The organism is Companilactobacillus nuruki (assembly GCF_002872255.1).
In the GTDB taxonomy this organism is placed as follows: domain Bacteria; phylum Bacillota; class Bacilli; order Lactobacillales; family Lactobacillaceae; genus Companilactobacillus; species Companilactobacillus nuruki.
On the sequence record NZ_NIPR01000052.1, the window covers coordinates 1 to 15538 of the forward strand.

At 35.4% G+C, this 15538-nt stretch carries 13 protein-coding genes; 7 read left to right on the forward strand and 6 right to left on the reverse strand.

Features of this window, described 5'->3' with window-relative positions; all coding sequences use genetic code 11:
• Positions 1 to 181 precede the first annotated feature (181 nt).
• Complete coding sequence (locus CBP76_RS10400) at positions 182 to 862, reverse strand: DUF4867 family protein (protein WP_102196806.1); 681 nt, start codon at positions 860 to 862, stop codon at positions 182 to 184.
• A 145-nt stretch (positions 863 to 1007) separates the two neighbouring features.
• On the opposite strand from CBP76_RS10400, the gene CBP76_RS10405 reads away from it, so the two are divergent.
• Positions 1008 to 1946 (forward strand): 2-dehydropantoate 2-reductase, encoded by a 939-nt coding sequence (locus tag CBP76_RS10405; protein ID WP_102196807.1) that lies wholly within the window; start codon positions 1008 to 1010, stop codon positions 1944 to 1946.
• A 17-nt stretch (positions 1947 to 1963) separates the two neighbouring features.
• On the forward strand, positions 1964 to 3001 hold the full coding sequence (locus CBP76_RS10410; RefSeq protein WP_102196808.1) for a PTS sugar transporter subunit IIC: 1038 nt from the start codon (positions 1964 to 1966) through the stop codon (positions 2999 to 3001).
• Between the two features lie 140 nt (positions 3002 to 3141).
• Here the strand turns inward: CBP76_RS10410 and nagE are convergent, their stop codons facing one another.
• The gene (gene nagE, locus CBP76_RS10415) at positions 3142 to 5118 is read right to left on the reverse strand and encodes an N-acetylglucosamine-specific PTS transporter subunit IIBC (protein ID WP_102196809.1); all 1977 of its coding nucleotides are present in this window, start codon (positions 5116 to 5118) and stop codon (positions 3142 to 3144) included.
• Between the two features lie 379 nt (positions 5119 to 5497).
• Here nagE and CBP76_RS10420 point away from each other — a divergent pair, with 379 nt between their 5' ends.
• Positions 5498 to 8149 (forward strand): HAD-IC family P-type ATPase, encoded by a 2652-nt coding sequence (locus CBP76_RS10420; RefSeq protein WP_102196810.1) that lies wholly within the window; start codon positions 5498 to 5500, stop codon positions 8147 to 8149.
• 110 nt (positions 8150 to 8259) lie between these two features.
• On the opposite strand, the gene CBP76_RS10425 is transcribed toward CBP76_RS10420, so the two are convergent.
• Positions 8260 to 9000, reverse strand: coding sequence for a winged helix-turn-helix transcriptional regulator (locus CBP76_RS10425; protein WP_102196811.1), 741 nt, complete (start codon positions 8998 to 9000; stop codon positions 8260 to 8262).
• A 380-nt stretch (positions 9001 to 9380) separates the two neighbouring features.
• Between CBP76_RS10425 and CBP76_RS10430 the strand changes: the two genes are divergently transcribed.
• The 4 genes from CBP76_RS10430 to pstB all read left to right on the forward strand — a co-directional run bounded on the left by CBP76_RS10430 (position 9381) and on the right by pstB (position 12969).
• Entirely contained in the window at positions 9381 to 10286 is a 906-nt protein-coding gene (locus tag CBP76_RS10430) for a phosphate ABC transporter substrate-binding protein (RefSeq protein WP_102196812.1), read from the forward strand.
• Positions 10287 to 10357: 71 nt separating this feature from the next.
• A complete protein-coding gene (gene pstC, locus CBP76_RS10435) occupies positions 10358 to 11275 on the forward strand; it encodes a phosphate ABC transporter permease subunit PstC (RefSeq protein WP_102196813.1) in 918 nt (305 codons plus the stop codon).
• Positions 11276 to 12163 (forward strand): phosphate ABC transporter permease PstA, encoded by an 888-nt coding sequence (pstA, locus tag CBP76_RS10440; RefSeq protein WP_102196814.1) that lies wholly within the window; start codon positions 11276 to 11278, stop codon positions 12161 to 12163.
• Positions 12164 to 12174: 11 nt separating this feature from the next.
• Positions 12175 to 12969 (forward strand): phosphate ABC transporter ATP-binding protein PstB, encoded by a 795-nt coding sequence (gene pstB / locus CBP76_RS10445; RefSeq protein WP_102196815.1) that lies wholly within the window; start codon positions 12175 to 12177, stop codon positions 12967 to 12969.
• 182 nt (positions 12970 to 13151) lie between these two features.
• Here pstB and CBP76_RS10450 read toward each other — a convergent pair whose 3' ends face one another.
• Genes CBP76_RS10450 through CBP76_RS10460 form a run of 3 tightly spaced genes read right to left on the reverse strand, consistent with a single transcriptional unit; the run spans position 13152 to position 15431 of the window.
• Positions 13152 to 13397 carry a hypothetical protein gene (locus CBP76_RS10450; RefSeq protein ID WP_102196816.1) on the reverse strand — a complete coding sequence of 82 codons (246 nt, stop codon included), beginning with the start codon at positions 13395 to 13397 and terminating at the stop codon, positions 13152 to 13154.
• 58 nt (positions 13398 to 13455) lie between these two features.
• Positions 13456 to 13671, reverse strand: a complete 216-nt coding sequence (locus CBP76_RS10455) for a hypothetical protein (protein WP_102196817.1) — start codon at positions 13669 to 13671, stop codon at positions 13456 to 13458.
• The gene (locus tag CBP76_RS10460; protein WP_102196818.1) at positions 13671 to 15431 is read right to left on the reverse strand and encodes a thiamine pyrophosphate-binding protein; all 1761 of its coding nucleotides are present in this window, start codon (positions 15429 to 15431) and stop codon (positions 13671 to 13673) included. The genes CBP76_RS10455 and CBP76_RS10460 overlap by 1 nt, the downstream gene beginning before the upstream one ends.
• Between the last annotated feature and the right edge of the window lie 107 nt (positions 15432 to 15538).

The following is a 15538-nucleotide window of genomic DNA, read 5'->3' on the forward strand; positions in this document are numbered from 1 at the left end:
GTTAATATACTTGACTTGAAAATTTGTTTATTAATCTTGTATGATAATTAATTTTTAACTTCTTATTATAGGAAGTCATTTGAAAACAAAAGTACTTTAACGTTATGTGGATAAAAAAAGTACCAATCTAATGACCATTGAAAAATGGTCATTAGATTGGTACTTAAAAATAAATATTCTTTTATTCTGCCAAAGGCTTCATTTCTATCATTTTACCTGTCAAACCGACTTGAACTCCAATCGCAATTTTATCCTTCCGACTAGGATCAACTAATTGAAATTTATTCTGTTTAACAATTCTCTTGTTTGTACTCTTAAAATCAGCTGGTAACTCTTCATTTGTTCCCTTGATCAACATTACAATAATTGAGAATCCTGAATCGTGTACTTTAATAGGTGCATAATGTAAAGTTGAACTGTAAAATTCAACCACTGTTCCCGCTGGTACAAAGAATGTTTGACCGTCATCTCTTGGGCTATATTCACCCTTTGTATCAAGTGTTGAACGTTGACCGAGTACCATAATAACGTCTGTCAACATAATGTTTGTTTCACTGCCTTGGTGATATTCGATTGCTGAGAAGTTGGTCGATTGACCTGTACATTCACCAGCCTCAATTGGCATATTAGCATAAATATCTTTACCCATTTCTTGAATAACAGGGATTGACTCTAATCCCTTATTTGAAGGTGTATAAAAGTTAGCCGGACTAGATATCTTAACATTCTTATCCATATAATCAGTAACTTCACTAATATTGTAGTTCGTATAGACCTTACCGTATTTCTTAAAATCTGGATCATCAATTGATAGTATCTTATATTCTGGATTTAGCTTTTGGAATTCTTCTAATGAGCTCATGCTTTTCCCCCCGTGTTTATTTATGTTCATTTCAAACATAATCTAACATTTGAAAACGTTTTAGTCAATACTTATTATATTTTTGTAGCTTTTTTCACAATAATCTTAGTATAATGTAGAAACAAACATATAAAGGAGATTAGCTATGAAAGTTATTATCGCAGGTGCGGGTGCTATGGGCAGTCGCTTTGGAATCATGCTTCATAAAGGTGGCAATGATGTTACTCTAGTCGATAGTTGGCCAGATCACGTCAATGCTATCAAGGAGAATGGTCTAAAGGCAAACTTCAACGGTGAAGACATCACAGTCAACGTCCCAGTTATGCTTCAATCAGAAATAAATACTGACAAAAAGGCCGACTTAATTATTTTGTTCACTAAATCTATGCAACTAAATAAAATGTTGCAAGATATCAAACCATTAATTGCCAAGAACACAAAGATTCTTTGTTTGCTTAACGGTATTGGTCACGAAGATACAATCGAAAAATACATTCCAATGAAAAATATCTTTATTGGAAACACAATGTGGACAGCCGGACTAGTTGGCCCTGGTCAAGTTAAGTTGTTTGGTAATGGTTCGGTAGAATTAGAAAACCTTGGTGAGAATCAAGAAGATTCTGCTAAAGAACTAGCCACTTTCTTATCAGAGTCAGGTTTAAATGCCAAATATTCAGATAATATCCATTACTCAATTTATCGTAAGGCCTGCGTCAACGGTACGATGAATTGTCTATGTTCCATTCTTGATGTTAATATGGCTGAATTTGGTGCCACTAAACCAGCTCATGATATAGTTGTAACTGTCGTTAATGAATTTGCGGCTGTAGCAAAACACGAAGGCGTTGATCTCGATATTGAAGAGGTTGTTTCACATGTTGAATCATGTTTTGATCCTGAAACAATTGGCAAACACTATCCTTCAATGCATCAGGATCTAATTACTAACCATCGTCTCACTGAAATTGATTATATTAATGGCGCCGTTTCTCGCAAAGGTAAAAAATATAACATCCCTACCCCATACTGTGATTTATTAACCCAATTAATTCACTGTAAAGAAGATATTCTTGGTGCTAGTTAAATTACAGGAGGATTATTATGAATAAAAAATTAACAGCCAAAGTTTTTCTCAACAAAGTACTATCAGGAACTGCCACAGGTATTATCATTGGATTAATTCCCAATGCTGTTTTAGCTGCTATTTTAAAATTGTTTGGTAACAATCCCTTTGCCATAGCCATTGGACAGATGGCTATCATCTTTCAACTAGGAACACCTTTATTAATTGGAGCACTTATTGCATTACAGTTCGGATTTAAGCCAATGCCTATGATGGTCGTTGGTGGAGCATCTTTTGTTGGATCAGGAGTTATTAAATTCAACGAAAAAGCGCAAGCCTATATCGGTGCTGGTACAGGAGATATCATCAATACCATGTTGACAGCTTCAATCGCTGTTTTTATGATTCTCTTGATAGGTGAAAAATTTGGTTCAGTCGCTATTGTATTGACGCCAATTGTTGTTGGTGTTGGTGCTGGATTAATTGGATTTTATCTCTATCCATTTGTAACCGATATTACAAAGGCCATTGGCGATGGAATTAATTCATTTACCAATTTGCAGCCAATTATCATGTGCATTCTAATTAGTTGTGCCTTTGCAACTTTGATAATTTCACCAATCTCTACAGTTGCGATCGGTATGGCCATTCAATTAAATGGTATCTCCGCTGGTGCCGCTGCCATGGGTGTGGCTGCTACAACATTGGTATTAGTAGTCAATTCATGGAAAGTAAATAAACCAGGAGTTACAATTGCCATCGCTTTAGGTGCTATGAAGATGATGATGCCTAATCTATTCCGTAAACCAATTATCTTAGTACCTTGTTTAATTACGGCGGCAATTTCTTCAATCCCAGTTGCTCTTTTCAGTATTTCTGGAACACCCGCTTCAGCTGGTTTCGGTTTGGTTGGATTAGTCGGACCATTAGCTTCTTTAGAGGCAGGATTGAACGTTATTTTATTACTACTTAGTTGGCTTGTTATTCCAGCCGTTGTTGCTATCGTTTTACAATTCTTACTCGAAAAAGTTTTACATTTATATAACCGCAAAGATGTCTTCGAATTTCTAGGTTAAAAGTCATAAACAAAAAACGTTCTAACAAAACAACTATGAAATGAACCCCAATAATTGGAGTGAATTTCATTAATTAGTTGCTGTTAGAACGTTTTTTTATTGTCGTATAATAACGATCTAATTGATTATGAAGGGTGTATCTATTTAGTAGTAACTTTAACAACTTTTGTATCTAATTTAACATCTTTATCTAAAACATTGTATTTCATATAAGAAACGCTTGGCATATTTGTAACAATAACCATCATGTCGGTTTGTTTGCCAGCTTGCTTAATCTTATCCAAATCAACCCGTGCCAATTGATCACCATGATGTACCTCTTGACCAGATTCAACTTTAATTTCAAAAGGTTCACCCTTTAATTGAACGGTATCAATTCCCATATGGACCAAAACTTCTAAGCCATTGTGAGTTTTAATGCCTAAAGCATGTTTAGTTGGGAAAATACTTTCAATTTTACCATCAACAGGTGAAACTATCTTTCCATCTGTAGGAACAACTGCGTAACCATCACCTAACATTTTCTGGGCAAAAGTAGCATCAGATACTTGTTCGATATCTTCTAAGCGTCCATTAGCTACACTATAAAAAATATCGGTTTCACCAGATCTCACATCACTCTTAGGTGCTGCTTTTTCAACTTGAGTAGTTTTACTTACCGTTACATCAGCATTTTCAGAATATAGTTTTTTCAATGCATCAGCCACAAACTGTACTTCTGTACCAACAACAATATGAATATTTACCTTATCTAAAACGTTGACGCCAGCTACTCCAGCATCCATGATCTGAGATTTATTAATTTTTCCAGTATCCTTTAGCTGTAGACGTAAACGAGTCGTACAATTATCGATCACATTAATATTATCGTGACCACCAATACCTGCATAAACTTTTTTAGCCATCACCATATATTTATCATCTGATTCAGATGTTGCTACCTCTTCTACTGGAGCGGATGAATTTTCTTCTATTGATTCACGTCCCGGAGTCATCAAATTGAACTTCTTAATAGCAAAATCAAAACCAAAATAATAAATAACCGCCATCACTAATCCTTGCACTAATAGCATATATGGTTTATTAGCAATAGGCATATGAAAACTCAAAATATAATCAACTAATCCAGCACTAAATGTAAAACCTGCAGTCCAATGCATTGCGGCAGCAAAAGCCATTGAAATTCCAGTAAAAATAGCATGAATAACATATAATGGCCATGCTACGAACATAAATGAGAACTCCAAGGGTTCTGTAACACCGGTAAAGAACGAAGCAAAGGCACCAGCCAACATCAAACCAGCAGTAGTTTTCTTACGTTCTGGCAAAGCATTTCTATAAATAGCTAAAGCACCGGCTGGCAACCCAAACATCATAACTGGGAAATAGCCAGCTAAATACATACCAGTTACCCCTTTAGTACCTTTGTTAGCCCAGAAATTACCAATGTCATTAATACCAGCAATATTAAATTCAAAGACCTGGTTTAAAGCTTGATGTAATCCAGTTGGAATCAAAAGACGATTGAAGAATCCAAACAATCCAGCTCCAATCCATCCCAAATTGACAATAAATTTACCAAAGCTTATTAAAGCATCATATAAAACTGGCCAAATGAATAATAAAATAACTGAAACTACTAACATAACAATAGTAGATAAAATAGGAACTAATCTTTTACCACTAAAAAATGACAAAGCCATAGGCAATTTTGTTTCATGAAAACGATCAAATAAAGCAGCCGCAATCAATCCTGCAATAATTCCAATAAAAACATTTCCAGCAATAGCATTAAATGCCGGGTTAACAGTACTAACTTTAATACCCAACAACAATGCTACTTGCTTAGGTGCCAAAACATAAGTAGGTACAATATAGGCTACAATTCCGGCCATAGCTGCTGCACCGTCTTTAGATTTTGACATTCCTATTGATAGTCCAATAGCAAATAATAATGCTAATTGACTTAAAATTGCCGTACCACCTACTTGAAGAAACTGTGACAATCCCCAACTTTGCGGTAACCAATGACCAATACCCTCAAGAAGAGCAGCCGCTGGCAAAACAGCAACTGGTAATTGAAGCGATCGACCCATTCGTTGTAGATAGGTTTTCATTTTTATATTTTCCTTCCCTCTATGAAAAAAAACTCTAACGAAAATAAGAATACTGGTCTACATTAGTAATTGCAATATATTTTTATAAAAGCATTATCATGGAAACAAGTTAAACGTTTACAATTGGAAATGGGCTAGACATTTCAACAACTGGTCTACTCCAAAAGAATGTCACTTATTATAAAAAACTAATCATTTTATTAATATTGACATAATATTAAATACCTGATAATCTTATTTATACAGATATTTGAAGGAGTGAAATATAACTGAAAACGAATCTTATATATTTCTTACATCGAATCTTGAGCTGAGTTTGCACATTACTTTTTAGCGATGCGCTTTTTTTATACTCTAAAAACGAAATGGGAGATGTAATTTGAAACCTAAACCTTATCAGATAGGATTTGAAAATTTAAAAGAAACATATAATACAAATAATTTTAAAGAGGGACTTTCCACTAAAGAAGCTCAAAAACGTTTGAGTGAAAATGGTCCTAACAAAATAGAAACTCAAAAAACACCAAAATGGAAAATCTTTTTCCGTCAATTCAATAATATGGTGATTTACGTTTTGATTGCGGCAACTATCATAACGCTATTGATGCGTCATTACTCTGATGCGATTATTATTTTCTTAGTAGTTATCATTAATGCGATCATCGGTTACTACCAAGAATCTAATGCTTCAGATGCTTTGGACAAGATCAAACAGATGTTATCGATTGAGGCTACCGTATATCGTGACGGACAAAGAAAAGATATACCTGCCGAAGACCTAGTAGTTGGAGATACGGTCTTCTTGGAAGCCGGAGATAATGTTCCGGCCGATTTAAGAATCATTGACTCTGACAACCTTCGTATTCAGGAATCGGCCCTTACTGGTGAATCCAACTCTGTTGCCAAGATCTCTGATCAACTTGGTGAAAATATTCCCTTGGCAGAACAAATCAATATGGCCTTTGCTTCAACGGCTGTAACTAATGGTAGCGGTAGTGGTATTGTTGTTGCTACAGCTTCAGACACTGAAATTGGTAAAATTTCTGATGAAGTTAGTTCAGTAAAACAACGTAAAACTCCATTGATGCAAATTATTGATAGTCTAGGTACAAATGTTTCTTACTTTATCGTTGCTGCATCAATTGTCATCTTTATTGTTGGTTTGATTTTTGATACTTATTCTCTACCCGTTCTTTCCTTAGCTGTAGTAGCAATGATGGTTGGTGCTATTCCAGAAGGTATGCCCGCTACAACATCAGTTATTTTGGCTAAAGGTGTTAGTGATATGGCCAAAAAGCAACATACTATCGTTAAAACTTTACCTGCTGTAGAAACACTTGGATCTGTTGACGTTGTAGCTACTGATAAAACCGGGACCCTTACTAAAAACGAAATGACAATCACTGATATTTTAATGGATGATAAAGAATATCAAGTGACTGGTAGTGGTTACCAACCTGTCGGAAAAATCATGGATGGCAAAGAGCCTGCCGAAATTTCTTCTAAATTAAAATTGTTGCTAGAAGCCGGTTATCAAGCTAACGATACAACTTTATTAAAAGAAAACGATCAATGGATCATTAATGGTGAACCAACTGATGGTGCCTTTTTAACACTTTACCATAAGGTCTATCCTTACGGACATGAAAGCAAATATAAAGAAGTCGACATCCTACCATTTGACTCTGACTATCGTTACATTGGTAAAATAGTCAAGGATGATCAAGATAATCGTCTTTTGTTTGTTAAAGGATCACCTGATAAATTATTAGAAACAGCTCAAAAACAAGACAAAAACTTCGATTATGATTATTGGTTAGAAAAGGTTCAACAATTCTCAGCTGAGGGTAAGCGTGTTATTGCCCTAGGTTATGAAGAAGCCCCTCAAAACGCCACCGAAGTGACCCATGATATGATTACCGATGGTCTTAATTTCTTAGGATTGGTGGCAATCATCGATCCTCCAAGAGAAGAGGTCATCGAGTCACTACGTGTTATGCGTAATGCTGGTGTAGAAGTGAAAATGATTACTGGTGATAATGCCATCACTGCCAAAGCAATTGGTGAAAAACTTGGTCTGGCTGATGAAATTCATGCAATCACTGGTGCTCAATGGGATGAATTATCTGAGGATGAAAAAATAATCGCTGCCGACAAGAACCAAGTTTTCGCCAGAACAACTCCTAGCAATAAACTAGAAATTATCAAAGCACTACAAAAAAATAATAAGGTTACCGCTATGACTGGTGATGGTGTCAATGATGCTCCAGCCTTAAAACGAGCTGATATTGGTGTTGCCATGGGTATTAAAGGAACTGATGTTGCTAAAGATTCGGCTGACATGATTCTAACGGATGATAATTTTGCAACCATGTCATCAGCTATTAGAGAAGGTCGAAGAATTTTTGATAATATCAAAAAGAGTATTCTTTATTTATTACCAATTTCCTTCTCCGAAGGCCTGATTGTAGCCTATGCTATTTTGACTAAACAAGAAATTCCTTTACAACCAACCCAATTGCTCTGGATCAACATGGTTTCAGCCATAACCATCCAATTTGCCTTGATTTTTGAACCTGCCGAAGATGGTATCATGGACCGAAAGCCTAGAAAAACCGGAAGTAAATTAATGAATCGTCATGATGTTTTCCAAATGACATACGTTGCGATTTTAATAGCTGCTGTCAGTTTAATCATTGATATTTACCTGAATAATCAAGGTGTCGGTGAAGTTATTTCAAGCACCACTATGGTTAATACTTTGATTATTGGAAAAATCTTCTATTTATTCAATATCAGAACACCAAAATTAGCTTTATCAAAAGAGTTATTCTCCAATTCAAAACTCTTTATCTTCGTTGGACTGATGATTGTTTTACAATTGATCCTAACTTATGTTCCATTCATGCAGGACGTCTTCTCAACTGGAGCCATCGGTTTACACGAATGGGGTCTGGCAATCATTGCCGGCGCATTAGTATTGGTAGTAACTGAAATTGACAAACTGATTCGCCTAAAAAAATCCAGATAATAAAGATTTTTGAAATATAACTTGTAGCAAAAATATGGAAAAAGACACTAGCAATTAATTTTGATTGCTAGTGTCTTTTTATGTTCGTAAAAGCAGTATATCTTTTTCTCTCATTGTTCTGAAACTAACGGATAATCATTATCTAAAACATAACCAAAACCACGAACTGTTTTAATACAATCTTGAGCTTGGGACCTCTCAGCCAACTTATCTCGCAAATGACTAATATGAATATCAACTGTTCGACTGGAACCATTGGAATCGTATCCCCAAACTCCTTCCAACAATTGGTCTCGACTCATTACCTTTCCCCGATGTTGAACCAAATACCAGAACAAACTGAATTCCTTGGGCGTTAATCCTAAATCATGACCATTATGAGTAACACGATAATGTTTAAAATCTATCACAATGTCATTAAATTCAACTGTGTCATGCTTCGAATCTTTTTGAGTCTTTTTAGACAAATCTTTTGTAATAGAAAATTTATCATAAACCCAAAATAGCTGTTTTACCTTAGCTACAAGTTCAGAATAATCAAACGGCTTTGTAATAAAGCTATCAATATTAATATTGTAGAAAAGTGAGCGTTTCTTCTTTTCTTTGGCCGGTGCTAATACAATTATTGGACCAGAAATACTACTACGTAAAGTTTTTAGAATTTTTAGAGATTGATTCATATCTGTTATGGAGTAATCCCAAAGTAAGCCAGCTATATCTTCTCTTTCAGCCAATTTAACTACCTCATTTGGATCAGTTATATTACGAATAAACCAACCTTGGTTATTAAAGTGCCCATTGATTTCAATAAATAATGGCAGCTTATTGCTAAGCAATACTAGCGGTTGCATGCATCCTACTTCCTTCCAGTCATCTAATATTGCAAGGGCTGAAACTATTACAATATTAAAAATTCAAGAAAATTTTATTGATTTCCTGAAACAAAACTCTCACAGCCACATCACATTTTGATTATAGCAATGTAAATACACGTGGTCATTTACATTGCCTGATTCAACCATTGTATTTCAATATATACAAATACAATTCCTGTAATATTTTGCTGTCTGATATTCCCTTGCATTTTTAGTCTACAGAGCAAATGTATATTTTTTTAACAACTTTACAAAACTTTTACATTAAATAAACATTATTTATACACGTACCCTTTATCTTTATAGGTGTTAGGTAATTTAACTTATCAATCTGAAATTGAATAGGGGTTTAAAAAATGAAAAAGAAAACTATTATTTCATTAGTTCTAGGCTTTGCAGCTTTAATGCTTGTTTTAACTGGATGCGGAAATAGCGATTCCGGCAAGGATAGTAGCTCTTCAAAGAGTTCATCTGGTGAAGCATCAGGTAAAATCACAGCCGTTGGTTCCACTGCTTTACAACCACTTGTTGAAAAGGCAGCCGCTAATTTCCAAAAAGAAAATAGCAAAGTTAATATTACCGTTCAAGGTGGTGGATCTGGTACAGGATTAAGCCAAGTTCAAGACAAGTCGGTAACAATTGGTAACTCAGATATCTTTGCTGAAGAAAAAGATGGAATCGATTCTAAGAAATTGGTTGACCATAAAGTTGCCGTTGTCGGTATGGCTCCAGTAATTAACAAAGATGTAAACGTTAAAAACCTAACTATGGATCAAGTAAAACAAATCTTTACAGGTAAAATTACTAACTGGAAAGATGTTGGTGGTAAAGATGAAGAAATAACTGTTGTTAACCGTGCCGAAGGTAGCGGTACTCGTGCAACTTTCGAGGCAGCAGTTCTTAAAGGCGAAAAAGCTGTTAAATCACAAGAACAAGATTCAAACGGTACTGTTCAAAAAATTGTAGAGAGTACACCAGGTGCTATTAGTTACCTAGCATTCTCATACATTAATAACAAGATTCAAGCCGTTTCAATCGATGACGTCAAACCTACTGATGAAAACGTTGAAAGTGGAAAATGGAAGATTTGGTCATATGAACATATGTACACTAATGGTAAGGCTGATGGTGCTACAGCTAAGTTCCTTGACTATATGAATTCTAAAGATGTCCAAGACTCACTAGTTAAAGATATGGGTTACATCAGTATTCATAATATGAAAGTTCAAAAAGATTCTAAAGGAACAGTTAGTTCAAAATAAATAATTTGAAAAGAACTTCAACCTTGTTCAATCTTGGTTGTGGTTCTTTTTTAATACTCAGGAGTATTCCTATGGATGATATTCAAAAAAAATTACAAACAAAATCCAAAGCTACTTTCCAAGACTATTTTGGCAAAGGGATTTGTTACTTATGTATTGGATTAATTATTCTCCTTGTTACTTGTATCCTCTACTTTATTGCCTCAAAAGGACTCGCAACCTTCACAAAAAATCATGTAAGAGTCTTAGACTTTTTAACAAAAACTAATTGGAATCCAGGAGCAATCGATGCAAAAGGACATCCTGATATTGGTGCCTTGCCAATGATTGTAACCTCATTCAGCGTTACCTTACTAGCCGCTATCATAGCTACTCCCTTTGCATTAGGTGTTGCAATTTTTATGGCTGAATTCTCTAGTAAACGAGGTACCAAGATCCTGCAGCCTGTTATCGAATTACTAGTAGGTATTCCTTCAGTTGTCTATGGGTTTATCGGTTTATCAGTTATCGTACCTTTTATCCGTAATGTTTTTGGTGGAACTGGTTTTGGTATTCTATCCGGAACTTTAGTGCTTTTCGTAATGATCTTACCAACAATTACCTCCCTATCAGTTGACAGCTTAAAGTCTGTTCCAATGTATTACCGACAGGCATCATTAGCCTTAGGTGCAACTAGATGGCAGACTATATACAAAGTTGTTTTAAGATCTGCTATCCCTGGAATTTTAACTGCAATAATCTTTGGAATGGCTCGTGCATTTGGAGAAGCTTTGGCCGTTCAGATGGTTATTGGTAATGCCACATTGATGCCTAAAAACTTAATTTCTCCAGCTTCAACTTTAACTAGCAAATTAACAACTGATATTGGTAATACCGTTATGGGAACTTTACCAAATAATGCGCTTTGGTCATTGGCCTTAATCTTATTATTAATGTCTTTAATTCTTAATATGCTTGTTAAATTTATTGGAAAACGAGGTCGTTTCTAAATGAATGCAAAAAAAATAGACCACTTAGCTACTGGAGTTATTTATACACTAGTAATTTCAGTTATCGTTATTTTAATTGCCATCCTTGGCTATATTCTCTTTAATGGTGTTCCTGATATCTCCTGGCACTTTCTAACATCAGCTGCACAATCATTTAGTGCTGGAGGTGGTATCCGTGATCAACTATTCAACTCTTTATATCTATTAATTCTAACAATTATTGTGTCTCTTCCGATCGGCCTTGGGGCAGGAATTTACCTTTCTGAATATGCACCTAATAATTGGACAACTGAATTAATTAGAACTAGCGTCGAAGTTTTGAGTTCATTGCCTTCAGTTGTTGTAGGACTCTTTGGTTATTTATTATTTGTAATCAAATTAAATCTTGGTTTTTCAATTCTTTCTGGTGCGATTGCTTTAACTTTTTTCAATCTCCCACTTCTAACAAGAAATATTGAAGAATCACTTCGTGGAGTTCCTGACTTACAACGAGAAGCCGGAATGTCACTGGGCCTCTCTAGCTGGAAAACAACTACCAAGATTGTTTTACCCGCAGCATTGCCCGGTATTTTAACTGGTTTAATTCTAAGTGCCGGTAGAATCTTTGGCGAAGCAGCGGCATTGATTTACACTGCTGGTCAAAGTGCACCAACCGTCGATTATACTAATTGGAACATATTTTCAACGACCAGTTTTCTGAACCCAATGCGTCCAGCTGAAACTCTAGCTGTTCATATCTGGAAGGTTAACACAGAAAGTGTCACTCCAGATGCTCATTTGATTTCTAGTGCTTCTTCCGCTGTATTGATTATCGTTATTCTAATCTTTAACCTAGGAGCTCGTTTCCTAGGAAACAAACTATACAACAAAATTACCGCATCGAAATGAGGAACTTACCAATGAAAGAATACAATTTAACAGATTCTTACATAACAGATATTACCGAAAAAAAAGCCTTGTCGACTGATAATCTTCAAGTTTATTATGGTGACAATCATGCTATCTTCGATGCTAATTTGAACTTTCCTCGTTACAAGATAACTGCTTTGATTGGTGCCTCTGGCTGTGGCAAATCAACTTTCTTAAGATGTCTTAATAGAATGAATGATAAAGTGGCACGAGTTGACGGAGAAATTATGTATCGCAATACTGACATTAATTCCTCAAAAATTAATGTTTACGAAGTTAGAAAGCATATTGGAATGGTATTCCAACGACCTAATCCTTTTGCAAAATCAATTAAAGAGAATATTATTTTCGCTTTAAAAAACGCCGGTATCAACCAAAAAGACGAATTAGAAGAGCGCTTGGAGCAAAGCTTAAAGAGCGCAGCATTATGGGATGAGGTCAAAGATAATTTAAACAAAAGTGCTTTGGCTCTTTCTGGTGGTCAGCAACAACGTCTCTGTATCGCTCGTTCTATCGCTATGAAGCCCGATATTCTACTACTTGATGAACCTGCAAGTGCATTAGATCCAATTTCAACTTCAAAAATTGAAGAAACTTTACAAACTCTAAAAAAAGATTACTCAATTATCATAGTGACACATAATCTACAGCAGGCTTCACGAATCAGTGATTACACTGCATTCTTACACTTGGGCCATATTATCGAATATAATTCGACAGTCAATGTCTTTACGCATCCCAAAATGCGTCCAACTGAAGACTACGTTTCTGGAAACTTTGGTTAGAAATATAAATTAAACTGATCTAAAACATTGCTCGAAGATAATATAAACAGTCAAAAAATCAATTCTTATAAAAAATAGCATTAGTAATCAAATCGATTACTAATGCTATTTTTCTTAATTTTTTAAAACCAATTCATATTTATTATTAACTGTAGTTTTTTTAATTATATAATCTTTAAATATTATATGTCGCAAGTCTTCTTGGTCCTTTTCTCTTTGCTCATAAAGATTCGATGGATTTTATGGTTAAGACCCGTTACCAAGGCCAGCCACCCACCTGTTGCAGCAATCGACCAATCAGTTCCGCTACCTGATACTTGTGCCTGCAATACTTGCTGACAAAAGTCAAAAGCCTCGCCAATTACCTCAAAGTTTGGTTTACTTTCAGAACTTGCTTTTTTCAAATCCTCAATCTTATTAATCAACATACGATTTCCTCATTATTAAAGAATAAAAGACGGGACCTAATTGGCCTCGTCTTTTATTTTACTTGTTTATTAAGTAATTATATAGTCCATGCATAGTCGATTCAGATAAATCTATTTTCTTCCCATCATCTGTTACTTCAACAATTTTCAAATAATCTTCAAAATCAGGTACCTCTAATTGTTGATTGGCAACAAATTGGGCACTGTTATCGTACTCGGCAACTTTTCTGACACCTTTTTCGATGCCGCCACCAATATAAGTAATTTTTAACATTAATCATTATCTCCTTGAGCTCTCAAAATTTCCCCAAGTGATGGTTGATCCTTTGGATCAATTTGATACTTTTTAGCATAAGCATCAACTGCATCTTGTCCATATAATTTAGCATCCAATGGCATAAAGGCTGTTGCAATAGGGTCTTCCTGTTTAATAATCGCATTTACTACAATTGGTTTCTTATTACCATTAGCTTGCAAGTCCTTAATCTTATTAAAGACCTCATCAACATCCTTAATTGATTGTACAGTAAATCCAATACCACCAAGACCTTCAGCAACTTTGGCCCAATCAGCACCAGTCAAATCAACACCATACAAATGTTGCTTTGAGGCTACTTGTTCATAATAAATGAATCCTAAACGTTCATTTGAAAGAACGACATTAATAACTGGCAATCCGTACCTAGCCTCAGTAATAATATCTGGAGCAACCATTGAAAAGCCCCCATCACCAGAAAGTGTCCAAGCCTGTCCTTCAGGTACGCTCAAAGCACCAGCAATTCCGGCTGGTAAACCAAAGCCCATTGTGGCAAATAATCCTGATAAGGCAAACCTCTGATTCTTATTCATTGGCAAACCTCTAACACCAAATTCTGAAACATTTCCTGTATCAACGCCATACGTATCATTAGGTCCTGCCATTTCGGCAATCTTCGCCATTACAGTTTCAGGATTCAAACCACTACTATCATCCTTTGCTCGATCATCTAACCATCTATCCCAATTAGCTTTGTTTTCTTGATTAGCTTTCAACCAAGTACCAGCTGGCAAGGTTTCCTTAGTATCGATTAAAGATTGTAAATAACTTTTAGCATCAGCAATAATCGCATAATCTACATCAACGGTCTTACCTATATCATAGGGATTATTATTAACATCAATTATTTTGACATCTTCAGGCCAAAATCTTGCAAATGGAAATTCAGAACCAATAAAAAGAATCAAATCAGTATGTTGTAAAGCCTCAAAACCTGATTTACTACCTAAGCGTCCAAAAGTACCAATAAAGTTATGGTGATCCGTACTAATAACACCAGTAGCGGGAACTGTATTCATAACTGGAATATTGAATTGTTCAGAAAATTTGGTTAAAACATCTCTAGCACCTAGCAAACCACGACCAGCATAAACCAGTGGATGTTTAGCCTCTTTTAACATTTTCAAAGTATTTTTAATATCTTCTGGATTAACTGTTTGAGAAACATCACTCTTTACAATCTTTGGAGTTTTAGCAGGAACATAATCTATTTCATCTGAAGTTAAGTTTTCAGGTAAAATAACAACCGCCACACCACTCTGCCTATAAGCTTCGCGAATAGCTTGATTAATAACATATGGAATCTGTTCGGCTGTTGTAACTGTCCGATTATAAACAGCAACATCAGAAAACATTGGACCCTCATCCATTTCCTGGAAATAATTAGTATTCATATTTTCTTGTGGAACTTGACCAACTAAAGCCAGCACAGGAACATGATCCATTTTGGCATCATAGAGTCCATTAAATAAATGAGTAGCTCCAGGACCAGCTGATCCAAAGGCAACCCCAATTTTACCAGTGAACTTAGCATCAGCAGAAGCTGAGATAGCACCTACCTCTTCATGACGTACTTGAATATATTTAACCTTATCCTTTTCAAGATATAATCCCTCAACAGTATGGTTGATGGAACCACCTGGTACACCATAAACATGGTCCACTCCCCAATCCTCAAGAACTTTAACCAATGCTTGTCCAGCTATCATTTTTGTCATATCTACACTTTCCTTCCGAAAACATTAATTAACAATCTGCATAACTATAAGAGTTACTTGCAATCGTTATCATCGGATATTATCAGCTAAAAATCAAATAATTAATC